This window comes from Plantimonas leprariae (assembly GCF_008802405.1).
Taxonomy (GTDB): domain Bacteria; phylum Pseudomonadota; class Alphaproteobacteria; order Rhizobiales; family Rhizobiaceae; genus Plantimonas; species Plantimonas leprariae.
On record NZ_VZDO01000003.1, the window covers coordinates 1 to 22,746 of the forward strand.

The 22,746-nt window shown below is 69.6% G+C and carries 25 protein-coding genes; 11 read left to right on the forward strand and 14 right to left on the reverse strand.

Going from position 1 to position 22,746, the window contains the following annotated elements; genetic code table 11:
- The 3 genes from F6X38_RS04590 to F6X38_RS24065 all read right to left on the reverse strand — a co-directional run.
- A partial coding sequence (locus tag F6X38_RS04590; RefSeq protein WP_161992622.1) for a PDC sensor domain-containing protein occupies positions 1-1,323 on the reverse strand: 1,323 nt, incomplete at its 3' end.
- 137 nt (positions 1,324-1,460) lie between these two features.
- Positions 1,461-2,876: a 3-isopropylmalate dehydratase large subunit gene (gene leuC / locus F6X38_RS04595; protein ID WP_150968381.1), complete on the reverse strand. Its 1,416-nt coding sequence runs from the start codon at positions 2,874-2,876 to the stop codon at positions 1,461-1,463.
- Between the two features lie 114 nt (positions 2,877-2,990).
- Entirely contained in the window at positions 2,991-3,116 is a 126-nt protein-coding gene (locus F6X38_RS24065) for a hypothetical protein (RefSeq protein ID WP_281353048.1), read from the reverse strand.
- 121 nt (positions 3,117-3,237) lie between these two features.
- Between F6X38_RS24065 and F6X38_RS04600 the strand changes: the two genes are divergently transcribed.
- The gene (locus F6X38_RS04600) at positions 3,238-3,687 is read left to right on the forward strand and encodes a DUF2214 family protein (RefSeq protein ID WP_150968382.1); all 450 of its coding nucleotides are present in this window, start codon (positions 3,238-3,240) and stop codon (positions 3,685-3,687) included.
- A gap of 2 nt (positions 3,688-3,689) precedes the next feature.
- On the opposite strand, the gene F6X38_RS04605 is transcribed toward F6X38_RS04600, so the two are convergent.
- Together F6X38_RS04605 and F6X38_RS04610 are read right to left on the reverse strand one after the other, a co-directional pair.
- Entirely contained in the window at positions 3,690-4,019 is a 330-nt protein-coding gene (locus tag F6X38_RS04605) for a DUF2794 domain-containing protein (protein WP_425482824.1), read from the reverse strand.
- A 132-nt stretch (positions 4,020-4,151) separates the two neighbouring features.
- Positions 4,152-4,550, reverse strand: a complete 399-nt coding sequence (locus F6X38_RS04610; RefSeq protein WP_150968384.1) for a winged helix-turn-helix transcriptional regulator — start codon at positions 4,548-4,550, stop codon at positions 4,152-4,154.
- Between the two features lie 105 nt (positions 4,551-4,655).
- Here F6X38_RS04610 and F6X38_RS04615 point away from each other — a divergent pair, with 105 nt between their 5' ends.
- Positions 4,656-5,774: an NADH:flavin oxidoreductase gene (locus F6X38_RS04615; protein ID WP_150968385.1), complete on the forward strand. Its 1,119-nt coding sequence runs from the start codon at positions 4,656-4,658 to the stop codon at positions 5,772-5,774.
- Positions 5,775-5,782: 8 nt separating this feature from the next.
- On the opposite strand, the gene F6X38_RS04620 is transcribed toward F6X38_RS04615, so the two are convergent.
- Positions 5,783-6,562: a DUF1223 domain-containing protein gene (locus tag F6X38_RS04620; protein WP_150968386.1), complete on the reverse strand. Its 780-nt coding sequence runs from the start codon at positions 6,560-6,562 to the stop codon at positions 5,783-5,785.
- A 246-nt stretch (positions 6,563-6,808) separates the two neighbouring features.
- Positions 6,809-9,529, reverse strand: coding sequence for an aconitate hydratase AcnA (gene acnA, locus F6X38_RS04625; RefSeq protein ID WP_150968387.1), 2,721 nt, complete (start codon positions 9,527-9,529; stop codon positions 6,809-6,811).
- A 308-nt stretch (positions 9,530-9,837) separates the two neighbouring features.
- Between acnA and ccmA the strand changes: the two genes are divergently transcribed.
- The 9 genes from ccmA to F6X38_RS04670 are packed head-to-tail and all read left to right on the forward strand — an operon-like array spanning position 9,838 to position 14,716.
- On the forward strand, positions 9,838-10,497 hold the full coding sequence (gene ccmA / locus F6X38_RS04630) for a heme ABC exporter ATP-binding protein CcmA (RefSeq protein ID WP_150968388.1): 660 nt from the start codon (positions 9,838-9,840) through the stop codon (positions 10,495-10,497).
- On the forward strand, positions 10,494-11,150 hold the full coding sequence (gene ccmB / locus F6X38_RS04635; protein ID WP_150968389.1) for a heme exporter protein CcmB: 657 nt from the start codon (positions 10,494-10,496) through the stop codon (positions 11,148-11,150). Before ccmA ends, ccmB begins: the two co-directional genes overlap by 4 nt.
- 5 nt (positions 11,151-11,155) lie before the next feature.
- Positions 11,156-11,929 carry a trans-aconitate 2-methyltransferase gene (gene tam, locus F6X38_RS04640; RefSeq protein ID WP_150968390.1) on the forward strand — a complete coding sequence of 258 codons (774 nt, stop codon included), beginning with the start codon at positions 11,156-11,158 and terminating at the stop codon, positions 11,927-11,929.
- 47 nt (positions 11,930-11,976) lie between these two features.
- The gene (locus tag F6X38_RS04645; protein WP_150968391.1) at positions 11,977-12,741 is read left to right on the forward strand and encodes a heme ABC transporter permease; all 765 of its coding nucleotides are present in this window, start codon (positions 11,977-11,979) and stop codon (positions 12,739-12,741) included.
- 1 nt (position 12,742) lies between these two features.
- Entirely contained in the window at positions 12,743-12,913 is a 171-nt protein-coding gene (gene ccmD, locus F6X38_RS04650) for a heme exporter protein CcmD (RefSeq protein ID WP_150968392.1), read from the forward strand.
- Complete coding sequence (locus tag F6X38_RS04655) at positions 12,910-13,497, forward strand: DsbE family thiol:disulfide interchange protein (protein WP_150968393.1); 588 nt, start codon at positions 12,910-12,912, stop codon at positions 13,495-13,497. The genes ccmD and F6X38_RS04655 overlap by 4 nt, the downstream gene beginning before the upstream one ends.
- A 48-nt stretch (positions 13,498-13,545) precedes the next feature.
- Positions 13,546-13,854, forward strand: coding sequence for a type II toxin-antitoxin system ParD family antitoxin (locus F6X38_RS04660; protein ID WP_150968394.1), 309 nt, complete (start codon positions 13,546-13,548; stop codon positions 13,852-13,854).
- Positions 13,851-14,147, forward strand: a complete 297-nt coding sequence (locus F6X38_RS24255) for a type II toxin-antitoxin system RelE/ParE family toxin (RefSeq protein WP_150968395.1) — start codon at positions 13,851-13,853, stop codon at positions 14,145-14,147. Before F6X38_RS04660 ends, F6X38_RS24255 begins: the two co-directional genes overlap by 4 nt.
- Positions 14,144-14,716: an NUDIX hydrolase gene (locus F6X38_RS04670; protein WP_150968396.1), complete on the forward strand. Its 573-nt coding sequence runs from the start codon at positions 14,144-14,146 to the stop codon at positions 14,714-14,716. The genes F6X38_RS24255 and F6X38_RS04670 overlap by 4 nt, the downstream gene beginning before the upstream one ends.
- Here the strand turns inward: F6X38_RS04670 and F6X38_RS04675 are convergent.
- From F6X38_RS04675 to F6X38_RS04705, 7 genes are all read right to left on the reverse strand, one after another.
- Positions 14,713-15,462: a tellurite resistance TerB family protein gene (locus F6X38_RS04675; protein WP_150968397.1), complete on the reverse strand. Its 750-nt coding sequence runs from the start codon at positions 15,460-15,462 to the stop codon at positions 14,713-14,715. The genes F6X38_RS04670 and F6X38_RS04675 overlap by 4 nt on opposite strands.
- A 64-nt stretch (positions 15,463-15,526) precedes the next feature.
- Positions 15,527-16,186 (reverse strand): septation protein A, encoded by a 660-nt coding sequence (locus F6X38_RS04680; RefSeq protein ID WP_150968398.1) that lies wholly within the window; start codon positions 16,184-16,186, stop codon positions 15,527-15,529.
- A 60-nt stretch (positions 16,187-16,246) separates the two neighbouring features.
- Positions 16,247-17,980, reverse strand: coding sequence for a signal recognition particle-docking protein FtsY (gene ftsY, locus F6X38_RS04685; protein WP_150968399.1), 1,734 nt, complete (start codon positions 17,978-17,980; stop codon positions 16,247-16,249).
- Positions 17,973-19,253 (reverse strand): tRNA (N(6)-L-threonylcarbamoyladenosine(37)-C(2))-methylthiotransferase MtaB, encoded by a 1,281-nt coding sequence (mtaB, locus tag F6X38_RS04690; protein WP_150968400.1) that lies wholly within the window; start codon positions 19,251-19,253, stop codon positions 17,973-17,975. The genes ftsY and mtaB overlap by 8 nt, the downstream gene beginning before the upstream one ends.
- The gene (gene dapF, locus F6X38_RS04695; protein ID WP_246191203.1) at positions 19,250-20,152 is read right to left on the reverse strand and encodes a diaminopimelate epimerase; all 903 of its coding nucleotides are present in this window, start codon (positions 20,150-20,152) and stop codon (positions 19,250-19,252) included. Before dapF ends, mtaB begins: the two co-directional genes overlap by 4 nt.
- A 48-nt stretch (positions 20,153-20,200) precedes the next feature.
- Positions 20,201-21,628 carry an APC family permease gene (locus F6X38_RS04700; RefSeq protein WP_246191204.1) on the reverse strand — a complete coding sequence of 476 codons (1,428 nt, stop codon included), beginning with the start codon at positions 21,626-21,628 and terminating at the stop codon, positions 20,201-20,203.
- A gap of 69 nt (positions 21,629-21,697) precedes the next feature.
- Positions 21,698-22,714, reverse strand: a complete 1,017-nt coding sequence (locus F6X38_RS04705) for an MBL fold metallo-hydrolase (protein WP_150968401.1) — start codon at positions 22,712-22,714, stop codon at positions 21,698-21,700.
- Positions 22,715-22,746 lie beyond the last annotated feature (32 nt).

Sequence of the window (22,746 nt, forward strand, 5' to 3'; positions counted from 1 at the left end):
GCCCTGCGCCAGACCCGCGAACCCCGCCTCCACCGCATGCACGAATACCCGCAAATCCTCGGCCTTCGCATTGTCCAGAACGGATTGCTGCCGGCGCTGCTGTTCGGTCGACTGCTGGAGCTCGTCCTGTTCGATCCGCAGCCGCTGACCGGCTGCGAGCTCGCCCCGCACGGCCTCCAGCGCCTTCGCGACGACGCCGATCTCATCCTTCCGTTCGATGCCTTCGACCGCAGACGTATAGTCGGCCCGGCTCAGGGCATCGACCGCCTTCGTCAATCCGCCGAGCGGCCTCACCACGAAGGCGCGAAGCGATCCGAACAGGACGGCCAGCACCGCGAGGGTGATCAGTCCTCCGCCGATCGCCATGCCTTTGGCGAGGGTGCGGGCGGGCGCGCCGACGGTCGACGCAGGAACGTCCATCACCACCGCCCAGGTCGAGTTCATCCCCTTCAGAGCGAAGGGCATGATCGTGCGCAGCGTCTCGACGCCGTCCACATCGAACGACGGGAGTTGAACGGGCTTCCTCTCGGCAAGGGCGTTGCGGACCGCATCCGCGCCGGGACCGTCATAAGGCTGCGTGCGCAGCTTCGCGTCGGGATGGGCCGCCCACTTGCCGTTGCCGGAGAGCAGCATGATGCGCCCGTCGCCGAACGGACGATCGGTGGAAAGATGCTCCGTCAGGTTGTCGAGGGCGATGTCGAGGCCGGCCGTGCCGATCAGTTTTCCGCCCGACATGACCGGAAACGCCACCGACGTCATGAGCACGGTTTTCGAGCCGACTTCGTAGGCATAGGGGTCGATCATCGCCGGCTTCCCGGTTTGCGCCGGGGCCGTGTAGAACGCTTCCGGATAGACTTGGTTGTCTTCCGCGGGCTCCATCGAAATATTGCCATCGATCCTTGCCCAGTAGGGCATGAAGGTGCCGGTGCTGTTTGAGCCGAGGGCCTTCTGGCCGGCCATCGCGCTGTCCTGGCCGTCCCAGGCGTTGGGCGCTTCGAAATACCAGCTTCCCATGACGTAGTCGGAGGACTCGACGTTCGGCTTCAGCACATCCAGCACGAGCTGGCGGTCGCGCGCGCCCTTTGCATGCAGGGCGGCGAGCGCCGAGGTCATCGACCGGCCGGTCGACTCCACCCGCGCCAGATCGGTCGCGATCGAATTGGCCGTCGCTTCGCTCAGCTGCGTCGCATAGCTCTCCGAAAGGTCGGAAACCATGCCTCCCACCTGATGCGTGACGAGAAACGAACCGAGGAGGAGGAGAATGCCGATCGTTCCACCGCCGGCGACGAGAACTTTCGTGTTCACGGAATTGCGCAGGGGCATCGTCGCCTCGAAGACGTGGTAGCAACTGAAGCGAGAGTAAGCGACGATCCTTAAGAAGTAGCGATGACGCCGAACCTTGCGGGCCCGGCGATCCATCTCCTTTCAAACATGAAATCCTGCCGTAGCGGCTTTTCGCGCTAACTCCAGGTCCGCACGTCGACGAAGCGTCCGGCGATCGCCGCCGCCGCCGCCATCGCCGGCGAAACGAGATGCGTGCGGCCCTTGAAGCCCTGCCGGCCCTCGAAGTTGCGGTTCGAGGTCGAGGCGCAGCGCTCCAGCGGCGACAAGCGATCCTCGTTCATGCCGAGGCACATCGAGCAGCCGGGCTCACGCCAGTCGAAGCCGGCGCCCTTCAGGATCACGTCGAGGCCTTCGGCTTCCGCCTGCGCCTTCACGAGGCCGGAGCCCGGCACGATCATGCCGGAGACGCCGTCCGCGATCCGGCGGCCCTCGACGATCTTCGCGACGGTCCGGAGATCCTCGATCCGCCCGTTCGTGCAGGAGCCGATGAAGATCCGGTCGAGCCGGATGTCGGTCATCTTCGTGCCGGGGGTGAGGCCCATATATTCCAGCGCCCGCTTCTTCGACAGGCGCTTGTTCTCATCAAGGATCTCGTCCGGGTCCGGCACCACGCCGTCGATCGAGACGACGTCTTCCGGTGAGGAACCCCAGGAGACGATCGGCGGCAGGTCGGCCGCGTCGAGCCGGACGACCTTGTCGAAATGCGCGCCCTCGTCCGAGCCGAGCGTCCGCCACCACGCGACGGCCTTCTCCCAGTGCTCGCCCTTCGGCGCGCGCGGGCGGTCCTTCAGGTAGGCGAAGGTCGTCTCGTCCGGCGCGACCATGCCGGCGCGCGCGCCGCCCTCGATCGACATGTTGCAGATCGTCATCCGGCCTTCCATCGAGAGGCCGCGCACCGCCTCGCCGGCATATTCGATGACGTGCCCGGTGCCCCCGGCCGTGCCGATCCTGCCGATGATCGCGAGGATGATGTCCTTCGCGCCGACGCCCGCCGGCGGCGCGCCCGTCACCTCGACGAGCATGTTCCGCGCCTTCTTCTGGATCAGCGTCTGCGTGGCCAGCACGTGCTCGACCTCGGACGTACCGATGCCGACGGCGAGCGCCCCGAAGGCGCCGTGCGTCGAGGTATGGGAATCGCCGCAGACGATGGTGGTGCCGGGCAGCGTGAAGCCCTGCTCGGGCCCGATGATGTGGACGATGCCCTGCCGGCGGTCGGCGGCGGAATAGTATTCGAGCCCGAACTCGGCGACGTTCGCCTCCAGCGTCTCGACCTGGACGCGGCTTTCCTCGTTGCGGATGCCGAGCAGGCGGTCCGGCGAGGTCGGCACGTTGTGGTCGACAACGGCGAGGGTCCTTTCCGGATGCCGGACGCGCCGGCCGCTCGCGCGCAGGCCCTCGAAGGCCTGCGGGCTCGTCACCTCGTGGACGAGATGGCGGTCGATGTAGACGAGGCTGTCGCCTCCCTCGCCGGTCTCGATCAGGTGATCGTCCCAGATCTTGTCGTAGAGGGTGCGGGGCTGATCCTGAATCATGTGAATCGTCCTTGGGCGAGCGTCGATCGGGCCGCGCATTTCCGGGCCTCGCGATCGGGAAGGAAACGGAATGTGAGGGATGCGCGGATGAGAACGGCGGCGCGCGACCTGCCGTCAGCCGAGCTTGCGGCCGACGATGAGGCGATAGAAGAAGCGGCCGGGCAGGCGCGTGCGGTCGTCCACCGGCGAGAAGCCGAGGGTGGACGGCAGATGCGCGTGGCTATGCGTCCGGCACGACATGACGGCTGAGAAAATAGCAACCGCTGGCCGCCATCGCAACCTTGGAACCGTTCCAGGCCGATTGCGCCGGGACGGGGCTCGGCTAAGCTGCCCGCACCCGACCGCCCGACCGGATCCGCGCATGCTTCTCGACTTCGTTCTCGCCTCGCTGCACCATCTCTGCGTCTTCGCGCTGTTCGGCGTCTTCCTGGTCGAACTGGCGCTGCTCCGGCCCGGCATCGCGGGGCCGAACCTCACGAAGCTCGCGCGCTACGACGCCGTCTACGGCGGGCTCGCCGTCGCGGTAATCGTCGTCGGGATCGCCCGCGTCGTCTTCGGCCTGAAGGGTTGGGACTACTACGCCGCCAACCATTCCTTCTGGGGCAAGATGCTGGCCTTCGCCGTGGTCGGCGCGTTGTCGGTGCCGCCGTCCCTGCGCTTCGCGCGGTGGCGGAAGGCGCTTGCCGCCGACCCGGCCTTCGCGCCGCCTGACGCGGAAGTGAGGAGCGCCAAGCGCATCATGCACGCGGAAGCCCTGTTCTTCGCCCTGATCCCGATCTTCGCCGCCGCGATGGCGCGGGGAATCGGCTAGGCTTAGACCAGCTTCAACTGCCGGTCGAAGACGCGCAGCACCTGGCCGAGGTCGTGGCCGCGCTTCATCACGAGGCCGCCCGCGGCGACCACCGAGAAGGCGCCCTGCCGCCGGGCGAGCTTCGGGTTCTTCTCGATCCGGTAGAGCGGCATCTCGCTGGTGCGCCGGAAGATCGAGAACACCGCCTGATCCTTCAGCATGTCGATGGCGTAGTCGCGCCATTCGCCGGCGGCGACCATGCGGCCGTAGACGTTGAGGATCTCGGACAGTTCCCGCCGGTCGAAGGCGACGACGCTCTGGCGGGAAGGTGGTGAGCGGGGAAACTCGATCAGCGTCGCCGTTTCGGCCTCGCCCGTCACGCGTTCCACCAATGGACAGCCCCTTCCGCTATCGACGGCGAGCGATCCGAGGATCGCCGCCGCGTCATGATCGTGACATGAAACTGGAAGCCCGGCAAAAGCTTTTCAAGCCGCCAGGCCGGCTTCGACCGCCTCCCCCAAGCGCCCGTCGAAGGCGCGCCGCGCGGCTTCCACCTCCGCCGCGTGCTTGAGCGTCCAGGCATAGAGGGCGCCGAACGGCTCCCGCAGCGTGCGCCCGAGCGGCGTCACCGAATATTCCACCGCGATCGGCGAGACCGGCACGACGCGCCGGGCGACGATGCCGTTGCGCTCCAGCCGCCGCAGCGCCTGCGTCAGCGCCTTCTGGGTGATGCCGTTCAGCCGCCGCTTCACGGCGTTGAACCGGAGCGGCCCGTCGCAGAGCGCGGCCAGGATCAGCACCGACCATTTGTCGGCGATCTGGTCGAGCAGGAAGCGGCTCGGGCAATCGGCGGCGAAGACGGCGGCGGAGGCATCGTCGGGCATGCGCGGTTTCCTTCCGGATACTTAGGCGACGGAAAGTGCGTAATTGACGCTAGGTTTCCGATGTATACTTCTGGCGCTCCCTTCGCAACGGAGCCAAGTCCCCGCATGCTCGCCTCGACCGACATCCTGTTCCAGCCGTTCCGCCTGAAGGGCGTGGAGCTGAAGAACCGCATCGTCATGGCGCCGATGACGCGCTCCTTCTCGCCGGGCGGCGTGCCGGGCGGGAACGTCGCCGCCTACTACCGCCGCCGCGCCGAATCGGATGTCGGCCTGATCCTGTCGGAAGGCACGGCGATCCGCCGGCCGGCGGCGCGCAACGATCCGGGCATTCCCGTCTTCCACGGCGAGGCGGCGCTCGCCGGCTGGGCAAAGGTGATCGACGCGGTGCACGCGGCCGGCGGCCGGATGGGTCCGCAGATCTGGCACGTCGGCTCGGTGAAGAGCTTCCAGACGGAGTGGGAGCCGGAGCGCGGCATCGAGAGCCCGTCCGGCCTCGTCGCCCCCGATCAGCCGCGTGGGCAAGCGATGACCGACGAGGACATCGCGGACACGATCGCGGCCTATGCCAAGGCGGCGGCGGAGGCGAAGCGCCTCGGCTTCGACGTCGCCGAGATTCACGGGGCGCACGGCTACCTGATCGATCAGTTCTTCTGGGCCGGCACGAACCGGCGCGAGGATCGCTTCGGCGGCGCGACACTGCGCGAGCGCTCCCGCTTCGCCGCCGAGGTGGTGCGGGCGATGCGCGAGGCGGTCGGCCCGGACTTTCCGATCATCCTGCGCGTCAGCCAGTGGAAGCAGCAGGACTTCGGCTTCCGCCTCGCGGAAACCCCGGACGCGATGCGGGACTGGCTGCTGCCGCTGGCGGAAGCCGGTGTCGACGCGTTCCACTGCTCGCAGCGCCGCTTCTGGGAACCGGAGTTCCCGGAGGAGGACGGCGAGGACGGCCTGAATTTCGCCGGCTGGGCGAAGAAGCTGACGGGCACTGCCACGATCAGCGTCGGCTCGGTCGGGCTCGACGGCGAGTTCATGGCCTCGTTCGGCGGCGAAAGCTCGAAGCCCGCCAGCCTCGACAAGCTGACGCGCCGGCTGGAGCGCGAGGAGTTCGACCTCATCGCGGTCGGCCGCGCCATCCTCGGCGACCCGGACTGGGTCCGCAAGGTGCGCGCCGGCGACGCTGCGTCCTTGCGGGACTTCGATCCGAAGGCGCTCGCGGAACTCGTCTGAACCCGCGCTCAGCGCGGCGGCAGGAGCGTCGCCGCGGCGAGGATCGGGCCGGGCCCGCCGCTGGCGGTCGGCTTCTGGAGCAGGGCGGCGCAGCCGACCGGTGCGCCGTCCTCGCTCAGCATGTTGGCCGGCAGGTCGACGGCGAGCGGGCGGCCATCCCACATGCCGAGGACGCGCCAGCTCCGCACCGCGTTGGTCGAGCCGAGCGTCCGGCCCTGGTTCTCGCCGCGGTCGATCGCGGTCTCGCTCCATCCCTCGAAGGTGACGAGCACGAGCAGCGGCGCGGGTCCGCCCGTGTTCGCCGGCGCGGGCCCCTCGGCGGACACGCGGAGCCGGTCGCCGGCGAGCGTCAGCGTCACGGTCGGTGCGGGCGAAGCCTTGTCGGCGAGCGGGCTTTCCGCGACGGCCCGGCGGATTTCGCTCTCGCGCGTGCCGGCGACGTCGCGCCGGCCGTTCACCACCACCTGCGGCGTGTAGACCGAGCCGGTCCGCAGCGCGTCGGCATAGCCGCGCTGGCGCTCGGTATTGTCGCGCGAGCCGTAGGTGTCGCGCCAGCCGATATAGTCCCAGTAGTCGACATGGTAGGCGAGGACGACGAGCTTCGGATCGCGCGCCAGATTCGCCAGGACGCCTTCGGCCGGCGGACAGGACGCGCAGCCCTGGCTGGTGAAGAGTTCCACGACGCCCGCGACGTCGCGGCTCGACGCCTCGCGCTCGCCTGCCAGAGCGGGCGCCGACGGGGCGAAGGCGAGAACCGCGGCGAGGGCGGCGGCGAGGCAGCGGAACACCGGTTCTCAGTCCCGCGGGCGCGAGACGTCAGCGGCCGCATTCCGAACCGTCGCATGAGCCTTTGTCCGCATGTCGCGCGTCCTCGAGGGGTCCGTCGTTGGTGCGAAGCTGGTTCGCGAGAGCCGGGAAGCTAGCGACGCCCCCGATCATCCACCATTCAATTGCGGGTGAGCACGCAAGCTTCCCGCAAGGAAAAGGGCGGCGCACCAGGCACCGCCCTTTCTCCATTCGTCGTGAAATGCCGGTCAGGCCGCGAGGCGCCGGAGCACGTAGTGCAGGATGCCGCCGGCCCGGAAGTATTCGAGCTCGTCCAGCGTATCGATGCGGCAGAGGAGCGGGACCTTCACCACTTCGCCGTCCGCCCGTGTGATCACCGCCTCCATCTTCTGGCGCGGCTTCACGTCGGTCAGGCCCTCGATCGTGACGGTCTCGTCGCCCTTGAGGCCGAGCGTCTGCCAGCTCGTGCCTTCCTCGAAGACGAAGGGCACGACGCCCATGCCGACGAGGTTGGAGCGATGGATGCGCTCGAAGCTCTGCGCGATCACCGCCCGCACGCCGAGGAGCACGGTACCCTTGGCCGCCCAGTCGCGCGACGAGCCGGTGCCGTATTCCTTGCCGGCGAAGATCACCAGCGGCACGCCCTCTTGCTTGTAGCGCATCGCCGCGTCGTAGATCGGCATCTGCTCGTTCGACGGGAAGTGCTTGGTGATGCCGCCCTCGATGCCCGGCACCATCTGGTTCTTGATGCGGATGTTGGCGAAGGTGCCCCGCATCATGACTTCATGGTTGCCGCGCCGCGCGCCGTAGGAGTTGAAGTCCGCCGGGCGCACCTGATAGCCGACGAGGTACTCGCCCGCCGGGCCGTTGGCCTTGATCGAGCCCGCCGGCGAGATGTGGTCGGTGGTGATCGAGTCTAGGAACAGGCCAAGCACGCGCGCACCTTCGATATCGGTGACGGGCTTGGCCTCCATCGTCATGCCCTCGAAGTAGGGCGGGTTCTGCACGTAGGTCGAGCGGTCATCCCACTGGTAGGTGAGGCCGCCGGAAACCGCGATGCCCTGCCAGTGATTGTCGCCCTTGAAGACGTCGGAGTAGCGGCTCTCGAACAGGTCGCGGGTGACCGTCTTCCGCACGATCTCGGCTATCTCCTGCGTCGTCGGCCAGATGTCCTTCAGATAGACGTCCTGCCCGTCCGAGCCCTTGCCGAGCGGCTGCTTCGTGATGTCGACGAAGAGCGAGCCGGCGATGGCGTAGGCGACGACGAGCGGCGGCGAGGCGAGATAGTTCGCCCGGACGTCCGGGTTGACGCGGCCCTCGAAGTTGCGGTTGCCCGAGAGCACCGAGCAGGCGACGAGGTCGTTCCTGTTGATCGCCTCCGAGATCGGCTCGGGGAGCGGCCCCGAATTGCCGATGCAGGTCGTGCAGCCGTAGCCGACGAGGTTGAAGCCCATCGCGTCGAGGTCCTGCTGGAGGCCGGCCTTCTCCAGATATTCCGTCACGACCTGAGAGCCGGGGGCGAGCGAGGTCTTCACCCAGGGCTTCGCCTTCAGGCCCTTCGCCGCGGCCTTCCGCGCCAGCAGGCCGGCGGCGACGAGGACGTTCGGGTTCGAGGTGTTGGTGCAGGAGGTGATCGCGGCGATCACCACGTCGCCTTCCGCGATGCCGTGCGTCTCGCCTTCGACGTCGAATCGCGTCCCCTCCGGCGACTGGCCGGACGCGCCACCCGCCTTCTTGGAACCCGCCTTGATCTCCGGCAGGGCCTTCCTGAACTCCGGCGCGACGTCGGTCAGCGCGACGCGGTCCTGCGGGCGCTTCGGGCCGGCGAGCGAGGGGACGACGGTGGAAAGGTCGAGTTCCAGCGTGTCCGTGAAGACCGGATCGGCCGCGCCGTCCTCGCGGAACATGCCCTGCGCTCGGGCGTAGGCTTCGACCAGCGCGATGCGGTGCTTGTCGCGGCCGGTCGCCTCCAGGTAGTTCAGCGTGTCCTTGTCGATCGGGAAGAAGCCGCAGGTCGCGCCGTATTCCGGCGCCATGTTGGCGATCGTCGCCTGATCCTCCAGCGTCAGGTTCGACAGGCCCGGCCCGAAGAACTCGACGAACTTGCCGACCACGCCCTTCCTGCGCAGCATCTGCGTGACGGTGAGCACGAGGTCGGTCGCGGTGGTGCCCTCGGGCAGCTTGCCGTTCAGACGGAAGCCGATGACCTCCGGCAGCAGCATCGACACCGGCTGGCCGAGCATCGCGGCCTCGGCCTCGATGCCGCCGACGCCCCAGCCGAGCACGGCAAGGCCGTTGACCATCGTCGTGTGCGAGTCGGTGCCGACCAGCGTATCGGGATAGGCGACGGTCTCGCCGTCCTCCTCCTTCGTCCAGACGGTCTGGGCGAGGTATTCGAGGTTCACCTGATGGCAGATGCCGGTGCCGGGCGGCACGACGCGGAAGTTCTCGAAGGCCTTCGAGCCCCAGCGCAGGAAGGTGTAGCGCTCGCCGTTGCGGTCGTATTCGACGTCGACATTCTTCTTCGCCGAGTCTGCCTGCCCGAAATAGTCGACCATCACCGAGTGGTCGATCACGAGGTCGACCGGCACCAGCGGGTTCACCTTCTTCGGGTCCGCACCAAGGTTCGCGGTCGCGTCGCGCATCGCGGCGAGGTCCACCACGGCCGGCACGCCGGTGAAATCCTGCATCAGGACGCGGGCCGGGCGATAGGCGATCTCGTGACCGGCCGCGCCCTTGTCTTCCAGCCACTTGACGCAGGCGCGAATGTCGTCGGCCTTGACGGTGCGGCCGTCCTCGAAGCGGAGCAGGTTCTCCAGGAGCACCTTCATCGAGAAGGGCAGGCGCGAGGCGCCGGCGAGGCCGTTGGCTTCCGCTGCCTTCAGGTCGAAATAGGTGTAGTCCTTGCCGTCGACGGTGAGGACCTTGCGGCTCTTGAAGCTGTCGGGATGGGATTGTGTCTGCGCCATGGGGTCTAGTCGTTCCTTTCGAACCGGTTCCGTCCGAAGGCGAACGCCCGATCCTCGCGCCGCGGCGGCATGAGGAAAGTGCGGGTACGACCATTTCCGCGCGTCGTCCGCCTCGACGTCTGCCGAACTTCTCCCTTAAGGCTCGATCCTTAAGATTTGAGGCTTCGGCTCCGTCCGTCGGGCTTGAAGATCCCACTCCGGTCGCTGGCGTGGTTGGTTCGCCTTATAGGCAAGTTTTGAATCGCTATAAAGGGCGTTGGCGTGCGGCATCGGATCAAATCGGCATCGCGACAAGCGAAACCCGTCCGATGCGCCTGATCGCGGCCGGCCTCGTCGTGGCTAGGGGCACGAACGTGCTCGCCGGACCGCTCGACATCGAGCTGCGGGAAACGCAGGCGCTGGCGGTCACCGGCGCGAACGGGGCCGGCAAGTCGACGCTGCTCCGCACTCTCCTCGGCCTCCTGCCCCCGGCCGCCGGCACGCTCTCGATCGAGGGCGTGGCGGCGCCGGACGGCGAGCCGGCGCGCCATCTCTCGGACGCCGCGCACTATCTCGGCCACCGCAACGCGATGAAACCGGCGGAAACGGTGGAGGCGAACCTCCGTTTCTGGCAGCGCTTCCTCGGCGCTCCGGCGATGGAGGTCGGCGACGCGCTGGGCGCGGTCGGCCTGTCGCATGCGGCTGCCCTTCCCTTCGGCTTCCTGTCGGCCGGACAGCAGCGCCGGGCGGCCCTCGCGCGCCTCCTCGTCGCGCACCGGCCGGTCTGGCTCTTGGACGAGCCAACGGCGGCGCTGGACGTGGCCTCGCAAACGGTTTTCGCCGACCTCGCCGCGCGGCATCTCGCGGGCGGCGGCATCGTGATTGCCGCGACGCACGCTCCCCTCGGCATCGCGGCGCGTGAGCTTCGGCTGGAGCCACCGGCCGCAGCCGCCGACCCCGTCGCCGACCTCGCGGATGTCTGGGCGTGAGCGCGCTGTTCCTGCGCGACCTGCGCCTCGGCTTCGCGAACGGCGGCGCGGTGCTGGGGCTGGTGTTCTTCCTGGCCGTGGTCGCAGCCATGCCCTTCGCGCTCGGCCCCGACATGCGGCTCCTGGCGCGGCTCGGCCCGGCGATCCTCTGGATCGGGGCGCTCCTCGCCTCGCTCCTGACGCTCGACCGGCTGTTCCAGGCCGATCGCGACGACGGGACGCTCGACCTTCTCGTCGCCGGCGGCCGGCCGCTTTTCCTCGTCGTCCTCGTGAAGTGCGCCGCGCACTGGTGCGCGACGGGCCTGCCGCTCGCGCTCGCCACGCCGTTTCTCGGCCTCGTCGTCGGCCTCGGACTCCAAGCCACCGTCGCTACCGTGCTGACGCTCCTCGTCGGCACGCCGGCGATCACCTGTCTCGGCGCGGTTGGGGCGGCGGTCGCCGTGGCGCTGCCGCGCGGCGGGCTGCTTGTCTCGGTGCTAGTGCTGCCCCTCGCCCTGCCCGTCCTCATTTTCGGCGTGTCAGCCGCCTACGGCACTGTCAGCGATGCCGCGCCCTTCGCCGCGCCCTTGGCGATCCTCGGCGCGATCACCCTGTTCACCGGCGTCGTCGGACCGCTCGCGGCGGCGCTCGCGCTTCGCTCGGCGGGAGACTGATCCTGATGGCCACCGACTGGAACCCGTCACTGTATCTGCGCTATGCCGACGAGCGCACGCGCCCCGCCCGCGAGCTTCTCGCCCGCGTGCCGCTGGAGCGGGCGGCGAGCGCCGTCGACCTCGGCTGCGGACCGGGCAACTCGACCGAACTCGTCGCCGAGCGCTATCCGGATGCGACGGTGCTCGGGCTCGACACGTCGGACGCCATGCTGGCGCAGGCGCGCGAACGGCTGCCGGGGACGCGTTTCGAACGCGCCGACATCGGCACGCTCGCGGCCGACCGCAGCTTCGACCTCGTCTATTCGAATGCCGCGCTGCAATGGGTGCCGGACCACGAGATGCTGTTTCCGCGCCTCTTCGCGCTCGTGGCGGAGGGCGGCGCCTTCGCGATGCAGATGCCGGACAACCAAGAGGAGCCCTCGCACTCCGCCATGCGCGAGACGGCGAAGGACGGCGCGTGGGCGTCGAAGATCGGCGACGCCGACAAGGTGCGGGCGCGCATCCTGCCGGCGGAGCGCTATTACGACCTCCTCGCGCGGGAGGCCTCGGCGGTCGACATCTGGCGCACGACATACCATCACGTGATGAAGAGCGCCGAAGCCATCGTCGAATGGGTCAGCGCGACGGGGCTGCGGCCCTTCCTCGAGCCGCTGGACGAGCGGGAGCGGGCGGATTTCGTCGCGGCCTACACGGCGCGGATCGACGCGGCCTATCCGCCGCTCGCCGACGGCAGGCGGCTCCTCCGCTTCCCGCGCCTCTTCCTCGTGGCGCGAAAGTGAGGGGCGTCGAGTTTGCGGCCGGTTTCCAGCCGTTCTAGAATATCGCCATGACCGACATCGCCGCCGTTTCCGGCCGCCCGGGCCGCTGGAGCGTCCTCGCCAACCCGACGCGCTTCCTCCAGCTCTCCGGCCGGGTGCAGCCTTTCGCCTACCTGGCTGCGGCCGCCGTGCTCGCGCCGGCGCTCTGGCTTGGGCTTACCGCGCCGGCCGACTATCAGCAGGGCGACACGGTGCGGATCATGTTCGTCCACGTGCCCTTCGCCTGGCTCGGCATGCTGGCCTGGACCATGATGGCGCTGTCCGGCCTCGGCACGCTGGTCTGGCGGCACCCGATCGCCGACGTCTCGCTGAAGAGCGCTGCGCCACTCGGCTGCGCCTTTACCTTCCTCGCGATGGTGACGGGCTCGATCTGGGGCCGGCCGACCTGGGGCACCTGGTGGGAATGGGACGCGCGGCTTTCCAGCGTCTTCATCCTGTTCCTGATGTATCTCGGCCTGATGGCGCTCGCCCGTGCCTTCGACGATCCCGGCCGCTCGGCCCGGCCGGTCGCGGTGATGGCGCTCACCGGCTTCGTGATGATCCCGATCATCAAGTTCTCAGTGGAATGGTGGAACACGTTGCACCAGCCGGCGAGCGTGATGCGGGCCGGCGGCCCGACCATGCCGGCGGCGTACCTGACGCCGCTCCTGCTTTCCGCTTTGGGCTTCACGCTGCTCTTCCTCGCCATGCACCTCACCGCGATGCGGACCGAAGTGTTGCGTCGGCGCGTCAGGGCGCTGAAGCGTCTGCAGGTCGCGCGCGGGACGGACTAAGATGAACGCCCACGACTACTCCACCTTCGTGCTGGCGGCCTACGGCATCTCGGCGCTGGTGCTCGCCCTCGTCGGGTTCTGGCTCGTCGTGGACGCCCGTGCCCGCCGCCGCGAGCTGCAAGGACTGGAAGCCGGCGGCGCGCGACGCCGATCGGCGGCCCCGCCGCGATGAGCGCCGATGCGGAAACGGGGCCGCGGCGGCGCTTTCCCGTCCTCGTCCTCCTGCCGCTCCTCGCCTTTCTCGGCCTCGCGAGCGTGTTCCTCGTTCAACTCGGCTCCGGCCGCGATCCGGCGACGGTGCCCTCCGCCCTGATCGGCGCGCCTGCGCCGCGCACCGTGCTGCCGGCGCTCGAAGGCGCCGGGCGCCCCGGCCTCGACCTTTCCGCGCCACCGGACAAGCCGACCCTCGTCAACGTCTTCGCATCGTGGTGCGGACCCTGCCGCGAGGAGCATCCGATCCTGACCGAGCTCGCGAAGGACCCGCGCTTCCGGCTCGTCGCGATCAACCACAAGGACAAGCCGGAAGCGGCGCTCGGCTTCCTCCGCCAGCTCGGCAACCCCTATGCCGCGATCGGCACCGACGCGGCCGGGCGCGCCACGATCGACTGGGGCGTCTACGGCGTGCCGGAAACCTTCCTCGTCGGCACGGACGGCCGCATCCTCTGGAAGCAGACCGGCCCGTTCACGCCGGAGGCGGTGCGGAACGGGCTTTATCCCGCGCTGGAAAAGGCTTTGGCCGGCAAGGCGTCGCCGTAGTCGGCCGCCTGTGCTAGATAGATTGCGCCTCTCAACGGATGGCCGGCAATGCCACGGACGACTTCCGTACAACTCAAGGACCATTTCGCCGACTTCGTCGAACGGCAGACGGCGTCCGGCCGCTATTCGTCCGCCGAGGAGGTGGTCGAAGCGGGTCTCGCCCTCTTGGAAGGTCGGGTCGAGGAGGACGAGCTCGACAGGCTCGATTTCGGCCCCGCTCCTATCCGGACGCGCGAAGCGTTGCTGCACGCCCTTCGCGAAGGCGAGGAAAGCGGCTACGTCGAGGACTTCAAGTTTTCGGATCTCTATGAGGAGATCGATCGGCTCGACAGGGCGAGCGGCAAAGCCGCGCAATGAGACTGATCGTCAGCCGCAAGGCCATCCGGGATCTAGATGGCATTTTGCGATGGACGTTCGAGCGCTTCGGATCGCGGCAGGCCAAGCGATACGTCGCGAGGATCGAGGAAGCTTGCGAACGGTTGGCCAACGGCCAAGCCGTCGGACGCCTCGCGGACGAGGCACTGCCGGACATGCTGAAGTTCCGAGCCGGCTCCCATTTCATATACTTCCGGCTCGCGAGAGACAAATTGACCATCGTCCGCGTCCTGCACGGAAGCCAAGACGTCCGGCGTCACCTTCCGGGCGCATGAGTACGCTCGCCCCGCCCTCCTTCACCATCCGCGTTCCCGAGGGCGACGAGCGGGAGCGTCGCGTCTGCAACCGGTGCGGCTTCGTCGACTACCGGAACCCGAAGATCGTGGTCGGCTCGGTGGTGCGCGCCTCGGGCCGCATCCTGCTCTGCCGCCGCGCGATCGAGCCGCGCCGCGGCTTCTGGACGATCCCCGCCGGCTATCTGGAGCTGAACGAGACGCCGGAGGACGGCGCCCGGCGCGAGGCGCGGGAGGAAGCCGGCGCGGCGATCGCGATCCGGCGGCTCCTCGCCGTCTATTCGGTGCCGCGCATCAGCCAGGTGCAGCTCATCTTCCGCGCCGACCTGCCGGACGGCGAGGCGCGGCCCGGCATCGAGACCTTGGAACTGCGCTTCTTCGGGTTCGACGAAATCCCCTGGGACGAGCTCGCCTTCCCATCCGTCCACTGGGCGCTCCGCCACGACGCGGAGGCGGAAGCCGGCGCGCCGCCGATCCCGTTCGGCAACCCGGACGGCCAGGCCGGCGACGTGCTGCCCTCCGGCCAGCGCCTCGCCGACGACGCCCTCTAGGCCGTCGCGGCGTCCGTCGTGCGGCGGATCTCGGCCACCAGCGCCGGGTCGATGCCGAGCCGCCGCGCGAGCGCCTCCAGATAGGCGCGCTCCGCCGGGTGGTCGGGATCAATCGCCAGCACCGAGGCCGTATAGACCTCCGCCGCCTCCTCCGGGCCGCCAACCTTGGCGGCCAGCTCATCGATCGAGAGGGGACGCCGCATCTCGTCCATGAGGAAGCCCTTCTCCTCGGCGTCGAGCCCGGCTTCGTCCAGCCGCCCGAAGATCGCCTCCTGTTCGGCGGCGTCGATAGTGCCGTCGGCCTTCGCCGCCGCGATCATGGCGGACAGCATCAGCCGCGCCCGATGGTCCTCGTGGCCCTCCGGCAGGAAGGGCGTGCCGACGGGAGAGGGCAGCTCGTGCGATCCCTGACCGCCCGACGGCAGGCGCGCACCGCCCTGCCCGTTCGCCTGATAGCTCTGCCACGCCTTATAGGCGAGACCGGCGACGAGCGCGGCGCCGCCGAGCTTCACGGCCGAGCCGCCCATCTTGCCGAGACCCTTGCCCTTGAAGAGCTGCCTCGCCAATCCGCTCGCCAGCGCGCCGGAAACGGCGGCACCCGCCGGGCCGCCCATCAGCTTGCCGAGCTGCGCTTCGATGCCGCTGCCGCCGCGCGCCTGCGGCGGGTAGGGCGATGCGCCGCCGGGCCGGTCGGTCTGGCCCTGCTGGCCGAGGAATTGTCCGAGAAGCTTCTGGACGTCGATCAAGCGCTTGTCTCTCCGTTGGCGGTTCCAACGGATATGGGAAGGCGGCGCCGACGCCGCATCCCCGTCAGTCCTGACGATCGCGCGAGCCTTCCTCGATCGCGTGGCGCTTCAGGAGCGGCACTTGGAAGAGCATGAAGGCCATGGTGATCGGCATCGTGCCCCAGACCTTGAAGCTCACCCAGAAGCTTTCCGAGAAGTTCCGCCAGATCACCTCGTTGAGGATAGCGAGCACGACGAAGAACACGCCCCAGCGCAGCGTCAGCTTGCGCCAGCCCGCATCGTCCAGCTTGAAAGCCTGGTCGAAGACGTAGCCGAGCAGCGGCCGGTTGAACAGGAACAGGCCGCCGAGCAGGATGGCGGCGAAGATGCCGTTGACGATCGTCGGCTTCATCTTGATGAACACGTCGTTCTGCAGCCAGAGCGTCAGGCCGCCGAAGACGACGACGAAAAGGCCAGAAACGAGCGGCATGATCGGCAGGGTACGCGTCAGCGCCCAGGACGCCGCCAGCGCCGCGACGGTCGCCGCCATGAACAGGGCGGTCGCGACGAAGATCGGGCCGCCAAGCGAGGCCAGCGCCGGGAAATGCCCGGCGAGCCAGGGCCCGCGATAGTTCGCGAAGAAGAAGACGAGCAGCGGCCCGAGTTCCAGCGCGAACTTCAGCGCCGGGTTGATTTCGCGCCGTTCCGGCGAGTTCGGCCGCGCTTCGATGATGCGTTCGGTCATGGCGAGGGGCTGGCTCGTTCTGGTGGACGACCGGCGGCTACCCGGCGAAGGCGACGGATTTCAGGCGACGGGCGCGGGGGCCGGCGCGGTGCCGGCGATGCCTTCGGCGAAGTCCCTGGCGCGGAACGGCTCCAGGTCGTCGATCCCCTCGCCGACGCCGATGAAATAGACCGGCAGCCGGTACTTCGCCGCGATGGCGACGAGGATGCCGCCGCGCGCCGTGCCGTCGAGCTTGGTCATCACGAGGCCGTTGACGCCCGCGACGTTGCGGAAGATCTCGACCTGGCTCAGCGCGTTCTGGCCGGTGGTAGCATCGAGCGTCTGGAGCACGGTGTGCGGCGCGTCGGGCTCGCGCTTCTGGAGGACGCGGACGATCTTGGCCAGTTCGTCCATCAGCTCCGTGCGGTTCTGCAGCCGGCCGGCCGTGTCGATGATCAGCACGTCGGAGCCGTTCGCCACCGCCTCGTCGTAGGCCTCGAAGGCGAGGCCCGCCGCATCCGCGCCGATCGCCTTGGCGATCACCGGCGAGTCGGTCCGCTCGCCCCAGATCTTCAGCTGCTCGATCGCGGCGGCGCGGAACGTGTCGCCGGCGCAGAGCGTCACCTTCAGGCCGGCGCGGGTCAGCTTCGCGGTCAGCTTGCCGATCGTCGTGGTCTTGCCGGTGCCGTTGACGCCGACCACCAGCATGACATGCGGCTTCTTCTCGAGGTCCAGTTCCAGCGGCAGCGCGACTGGCCGGAGCGTCGCCTCGACCTCGCTCGACAGGATCGCCCGCACCTCCGCTCCCGACACCTCGCGGCCGAAGCGGCCCTGGCTGAGGCGGTCGGTGATCCGCATCGCCGTCTCGACGCCGAGATCGGCCTGGATCAGCACGTCCTCGAAGTCCTGCAGCGTCGTCTCGTCGAGCCGGCGCTTGGTGAAGAGCGCGGTGATCGAGTTGGAAAGCTGGCCCGACGAGCGCTGGAGACCGGCGCGCACGCGCTCGCCCCAGGACAGGCGCGCCTGCGCCGGTGCGGCGGGCGCGGGCGCTTCCCCCTCCGCCTCGCGCAGCCGCCAGCCGGCCTCGCCGGTGGAAACGCGGGGGGCCGCCTCGCGCGGTGCGGGCGCATCGAGGAAGGAGAAGTCGGCCTCCTCCTCCTCGTCGTCCTCCGACGGCAGGGGCGCGTCGGCGTCGAGCCAGCCGAACTCGTCGCGCTTGGCCCGTGCGGCGACGGGCTGCGAGGTCGGGATCGGCGCGACGGGCGCCGGAAGCGGCTCGGCTTCGGGTCGATACGTGGCGGCCAGCGGCATCTCGTCCGGCCCCACCGCCGGCGCAGGCGTAAGCGGCGCCACCTCCTCGGCCGGCGGCGCTTCCTTCGGCTCGTCCAGCCAGGAGAAATCGGATTCCGGCTCCGGCGCGTCCGAAACGAGCCAGGCCGGCTCGTCGGCATCGGCCGGGGCGTCGGGACCCTTGCCGTCTTCGAAAGCGGGCGTCGCCTCCGGCTCCGCGGGGGCTAGCGACGGCTCGTCGGCGACGGCGGGCGGCGGGGGCTCAGGCGTCGGCTCGGCGGCGGAGGCACCGGGCTCCGGCTTCGGCTCGGCCTCCCGCTCCTCCGCTTCCGCCTCGGCGATCTCGACGGGCGGCGCGTCGTGCGCCTCGAGCGAACCGGCCTCCGGCAGCGGCGCTTCGGCGTTCTCGATCGCCCGCTCCTCGATCGACTCCGCCGGTGCCGGGCTCGGCACGGTCTCGGCGGGACGCGTCTCGGCCCGGTTGGTGCCGAAGGAGAAGATGCGGCGGAAGAAGCCCTCAGCCATGGTCGCTCGCTTTCTCGGCAATGAGACGGCGGCCGCCCTCGACCGCGACGATCCGCGCCTCGACGATCCGGCCGGGTTCGTCGGACATGATCGCGACGGGCGTGAAATCCGGAAGCCGGCCGGTGCGGTTCCGTTCCACGAGAACGGCGGCGAGGCTGCCGACCTTCGCATCGAGATGGCGGCGGAGCGCCGCCGCGCCCGCCTCGCGCAACCGCTTCGCGCGGGCGGTGATCAGGGGCGGCGCCACCGGCGGCATCCGGCTCGCCGGCGTGCCGGGCCGGGCCGAGAACGGGAAGACGTGCAGGAAGGCGATGCCGCAGTCGGCGATCAACGCGCGCGTATTCTCGGCCATCGCCTCGGTCTCGGTCGGGAAGCCGGCGATGAGGTCGGCACCGAACGAGATGTCCGGCCGCTTCGCCCGGAGGTCCTCGCAGAAGCGCACCGCGTCCGCGCGCCGGTGCCGGCGCTTCATGCGCTTCAGGATCAGGTCGTCGCCCGACTGCAGCGACAGGTGCAGGTGCGGCATCAGCCGCGCCTCGGTCGCCATCGCGTCGACGAGCGCCTCGTCGGCCTCGACGGAATCGATCGAGGAAAGCCGCAGGCGCCGGAGGCCCGGCACATGGGCGAGGATCGCCTGCACCAGCGTGCCGAGGCGCGGAGTGCCGGGCAGATCGGCGCCGTAGGAGGTGAGGTCGACGCCGGAGAGCACCACCTCGGCGCAGCCCTCGTCCACCAGCCGGCGGATGCCGTCGACCACCGCACCCATCGGTACCGATCGGGAGGGGCCGCGGCCGAACGGGATGATGCAGAAAGTGCAGCGATGGTCGCAGCCGTTCTGCACCTCGACCACGGCACGGGTCCGCCCGTCGACGACCTCGGCGAGGTGCGGCGCGGTCTCTCGAATCGAGAACACGTCGTCGACGCGGATCTTCTCGCCTTCCGACAGACCGAAGTCGCGGGCGTAAGTTCCGGGAAAACGCTTCTCGTGGTTGCCGACGACGCCGTCGGCCTCCGGCATCGCGGCGAAATCCTCCGGATGGACCTGCGCCGCGCAGCCGCTGACGAGGATCAGCGCCTCCGGGTTCGCTGCCCTGGCGCGGCGGACGGCGCGTTTCGCGTCGCGCACCGCCTCCGCCGTCACCGCGCAGGAATTGACCAGCACCGCCGGCCGGTCGCGGCCGAGCCCGGCTTCCACGGCGGCGCGCTTCATCGTCGCCGCTTCGAGGCCGTTCAGCCGGCAGCCGAAGGAGACGACCTCGACGCCGCCGCTCATGCGCTCGCGACTTCCGGCGCGTCGCGCTCGAAATCGCCGGTCGCGGGGTCGAGCCGGCCGGACCATTCCCACTCCGCCGGTCCCGTCATGACGATGTGGTCGTCCACCTCCCGCCAGTCGATACGGAGCCGGCCGCCCGGCAGCGTCACCTCGACGGCCCGGCCCGTGCGGCGGGTGCGCGCGGCCGCGACGGCGGCGGCGCAGGCGGCCGAGCCGCAAGCGCGCGTCAGGCCGGCGCCGCGCTCCCAGGTGCGGATGGTCATGGCGTTCCGGGACGTCACCGCGGCGATCGTGATGTTGCACCGCTCGGGAAACAGCGGATGGTTCTCGAGGATCGGCCCGAAACGGTCGAGCGCGTAGGACCACACGTCGTTATCCACCCAGAATACCGCGTGCGGGTTGCCGATCGAGACGACGGCAGGGGAATGCAGCACGGGCGCGTCGATCGGCCCGACCTGCAGTTCGATCGCGCGGGTGTCGGCGAACTCCTCCGACAGGGGGATGTCGCGCCAGCCGAAGAGGGGCGCGCCCATGTCGACGGAGACCGTGCCGTCGCCATGCTCCTCGGCTGCCACCAGACGGCCGGCGATCTCGAAGCGGAAGCTTTTCTGCCCCGTCTCCGAGCCGAGCGCCTGCACCACGCAGCGCGTGCCGTTGCCGCAGGCTTCGGCCTCCGAGCCGTCGGAGTTCAGGATGCGGATATGCGCGTCCGTTCCCTCCATGCGGGGCGCCTGGATCGCCATGATCTGGTCGAAGCGCGTCTCGGCGCGCGCCGCGAGCGCCCGGGCGGCGTCCGGCGTGACGCGGCCGCCCACGCCGCGAAGATCCACCACGAGGATCTCGTTGCCGATGCCGTTCATGCGCGCGAAGGGGACGAGCGTTGCCGCCGGATGCGTCATGCGGCGGTATATGGCGGATCGGGGCGCGATGCGCCAGCGGACGCGCCCTCAGTTCACCGGGCCGCCGAGATGGGAATGTTCGAGCTCCGCCGTGGAGAGGGCCTGGCCCGTCGCGCGGTTGACGGCGACGGTGACGATCCAGAGCACGACGCCGATGGCGACGAGGATGCCGGCGATGGCGTATTGCACCGGGTCGCGCCCCGTCCAAGGCCCGGCTAGAAAGGCGCAGGCAAGCGCGCCGAGGATCGGCAGCGCGGTCGGCGTCCGGAAGTGCGCGTGCGGGACCCGGTCCTTCCGGAGCCCCAGCACGGCGACGTTCACCACGGTGAAGACGCAGAGGAGAAGGAGCGCCGTGGTGGAGCCGAGGTCCTTCACGCCGCCGACGAAAGTGATGAGGCCGAAGGCGAGCAGCGTCGTGAAGAGAATCGCGACATAGGGCGTCCGGCGGCCGGCGTGGACGTGACCGAGCGCGGCGGGCAGCACCCGCTCGCGGCTCATGCCGTAGACGAGGCGGCTCGCCATCAGCATGTTGATCAGCGCCGAGTTCGCCACGGCGAACATGGTGATGATGCCGAAGACCCAAAGCGGAAAGCCGGGCGCGCCGGCCGACACGACCTTCAGGAGCGGCGTCTCGCCTTCGCCCAGTTGCTCGGGCGGCACCAGCGCGATCGCCGAGATCGAGACGAGGACGTAGATCGCGCCGGTGATGGCGAGGCCGGCGAGGAGGACGCGCGGAAAGATGCGGCTCGGGTCGCGGCACTCCTCGGCCATGTTCACCGAATCCTCGAAGCCGACCATGGCGAAGAAGGCGAGCGTCGTACCGGTGACGACCGACCAGAACACGCCCTTCTCCGCGTTCGGGTTGAACTGGAAGGCGCGGCTGAGGTCGCCCTCCCCGTAGCCCAGCGCCCACATCCCGATCCCGATGATGATCAGGAGTCCCGTGAGTTCGACCAGCGTCAGGACGACGTTCGCCTTCACGCTTTCCCCGACGCCGCGGAAATTGACGATCGCCACCACCGCCATGAAGAGGAGCGCCACCAGCGTGACGCCGATGCCCCCATCCAGCCCGAGCCCGAAGGCGGAGGAGAAGTTCGCCGCGAAGGCTCTGGACGCCGTCGAGGCGGAGGTGATGCCCGAGCACATCACCGCGAAGGCGACGATGAAGGTGACGAAGTGGATGCCGAAGGCCTTGTGCGTATAGAGCGCCGCGCCCGCCGCCTGCGGATACTTCGTGACGAGTTCGAGATAGGAGAAGGCGGTCAGGAGCGCCACCGCGAAGGCGACGAGGAACGGCAGCCAGACGACGCCTCCGACCTCCTTCGCGACCTGGCCGGTCAGGGCGTAGATGCCGGTGCCGAGAATGTCGCCGACGATAAAGAGCAGGAGCAGCCACGGCCCCATGACGCGTACGAGGCTCGGGGATCCGCCGCTCGCCGGTTCGGCTGCCGGCCCGATACCCGCCACGCTCGCCATAGCCACCTCCCAGCCGTGTCCGTCTTCATACTTCGCGCAGGTGACAAGCGCGGCAAGGGCAGCCGGCTCTCAAGCCACTTCGTTGTGCAGCGCCCCTGCGATGTCGAAATCGTGGACGCTGCCGGGCTCGGCGGCGACGAAGCGGTCCGCCGGTATCCCGGCGGCGGCGAGTTCGGCGGCCAAGGCGAGCGGCGGCGCGTCGCGCGCCTCGTCGGTCAGCTGGAACGTGCCCCAGTGGATGCCGAGCGCCCGGGGGGCGCCCAACGCTTCGAAGATCCGCACGGCCTCGTCGGGGCCGACATGCTGCGGCGCCATGAACCAGCGCGGCTCGTAGGCGCCGATCGGGATCAGCGCCACGTCGGGCGCGCCGTGACGGGCGCGGATGTCCGGGAAGATCGAGCCGTCGCCGTAGCCGGTGTCGCCGGCGAACCAGACCGACCCGGCCGGGGTGGTGAGGAAGTGCCCGCACCAGAGCGCCGCGCGGACGTCCGTTGTCCAGCGGTTCGCCCAGTGGTTGGCCCGCGTCAGCACCGTCGCGAGGCCGTGCCCGAGGTCGAGGCGGTCGTGCCAGTCGCCGACCGCGATGCGCGCGTCGGGGATCGCGCGGCGGACGATCGCGTCGGTGCCGAGCGGCATCGCCATGAGCGGGGCGTCGCGGAGGTGCAGCGCTTTCAGGGTCGCGAGGTCGAGGTGGTCGTAGTGGCAATGGCTGACGAGCACCGCGTCGATCGGCGGCAGGTCGTCGAAGGCGATGCCCGGTGCGGTGACGCGCTTCGGCCCGGCGAAGCTGAACGGGCTGACGCGCGCCGACCAGACGGGGTCGGTGAGGAGGTTCGTCCCGCCTGCCTGGACGAGCAGCGTCGAATGGCCGACCATGGTGACGCGAAGCCCTTCGACGCGGCGCTCGGGACGCACCGGCCGGATGAGCACCGTGCGCGGCCAGCGCGCGCCGCCGCCGGCCAGCTTCCAGCGTAGCGCCTGGCGGAAGCCGCGATCGGTGGTCGGCTGGCCGGGATTGAAGAATCGTTCCCCGTCGAAATGATCGGAAACCGGGCCGGCGTAGTACGGGTTGCGGAAGGACTTCATCGGAACTCGGGCACGAGGGGCTGCGGGACGGG

Coding starts and splice junctions, on each gene's coding strand:
- leuC (WP_150968381.1), bottom strand. CDS start 2,876: ATGATTCAGGATCAGCCCCGCACCCTCTACGACAAGATCTGGGACGAT.
- F6X38_RS24065 (WP_281353048.1), bottom strand. CDS start 3,116: ATGTCGTGCCGGACGCATAGCCACGCGCATCTGCCGTCCACCCTCGGC.
- F6X38_RS04600 (WP_150968382.1), top strand. CDS start 3,238: ATGCTTCTCGACTTCGTTCTCGCCTCGCTGCACCATCTCTGCGTCTTC.
- F6X38_RS04610 (WP_150968384.1), bottom strand. CDS start 4,550: ATGCCCGACGATGCCTCCGCCGCCGTCTTCGCCGCCGATTGCCCGAGC.
- F6X38_RS04615 (WP_150968385.1), top strand. CDS start 4,656: ATGCTCGCCTCGACCGACATCCTGTTCCAGCCGTTCCGCCTGAAGGGC.
- acnA (WP_150968387.1), bottom strand. CDS start 9,529: ATGGCGCAGACACAATCCCATCCCGACAGCTTCAAGAGCCGCAAGGTC.
- ccmA (WP_150968388.1), top strand. CDS start 9,838: ATGCGCCTGATCGCGGCCGGCCTCGTCGTGGCTAGGGGCACGAACGTG.
- tam (WP_150968390.1), top strand. CDS start 11,156: ATGGCCACCGACTGGAACCCGTCACTGTATCTGCGCTATGCCGACGAG.
- F6X38_RS04645 (WP_150968391.1), top strand. CDS start 11,977: ATGACCGACATCGCCGCCGTTTCCGGCCGCCCGGGCCGCTGGAGCGTC.
- ccmD (WP_150968392.1), top strand. CDS start 12,743: ATGAACGCCCACGACTACTCCACCTTCGTGCTGGCGGCCTACGGCATC.
- F6X38_RS04655 (WP_150968393.1), top strand. CDS start 12,910: ATGAGCGCCGATGCGGAAACGGGGCCGCGGCGGCGCTTTCCCGTCCTC.
- F6X38_RS04660 (WP_150968394.1), top strand. CDS start 13,546: ATGCCACGGACGACTTCCGTACAACTCAAGGACCATTTCGCCGACTTC.
- F6X38_RS24255 (WP_150968395.1), top strand. CDS start 13,851: ATGAGACTGATCGTCAGCCGCAAGGCCATCCGGGATCTAGATGGCATT.
- F6X38_RS04670 (WP_150968396.1), top strand. CDS start 14,144: ATGAGTACGCTCGCCCCGCCCTCCTTCACCATCCGCGTTCCCGAGGGC.
- F6X38_RS04680 (WP_150968398.1), bottom strand. CDS start 16,186: ATGACCGAACGCATCATCGAAGCGCGGCCGAACTCGCCGGAACGGCGC.
- ftsY (WP_150968399.1), bottom strand. CDS start 17,980: ATGGCTGAGGGCTTCTTCCGCCGCATCTTCTCCTTCGGCACCAACCGG.
- mtaB (WP_150968400.1), bottom strand. CDS start 19,253: ATGAGCGGCGGCGTCGAGGTCGTCTCCTTCGGCTGCCGGCTGAACGGC.
- dapF (WP_246191203.1), bottom strand. CDS start 20,152: ATGACGCATCCGGCGGCAACGCTCGTCCCCTTCGCGCGCATGAACGGC.
- F6X38_RS04700 (WP_246191204.1), bottom strand. CDS start 21,628: ATGGCGAGCGTGGCGGGTATCGGGCCGGCAGCCGAACCGGCGAGCGGC.
- F6X38_RS04705 (WP_150968401.1), bottom strand. CDS start 22,714: ATGAAGTCCTTCCGCAACCCGTACTACGCCGGCCCGGTTTCCGATCAT.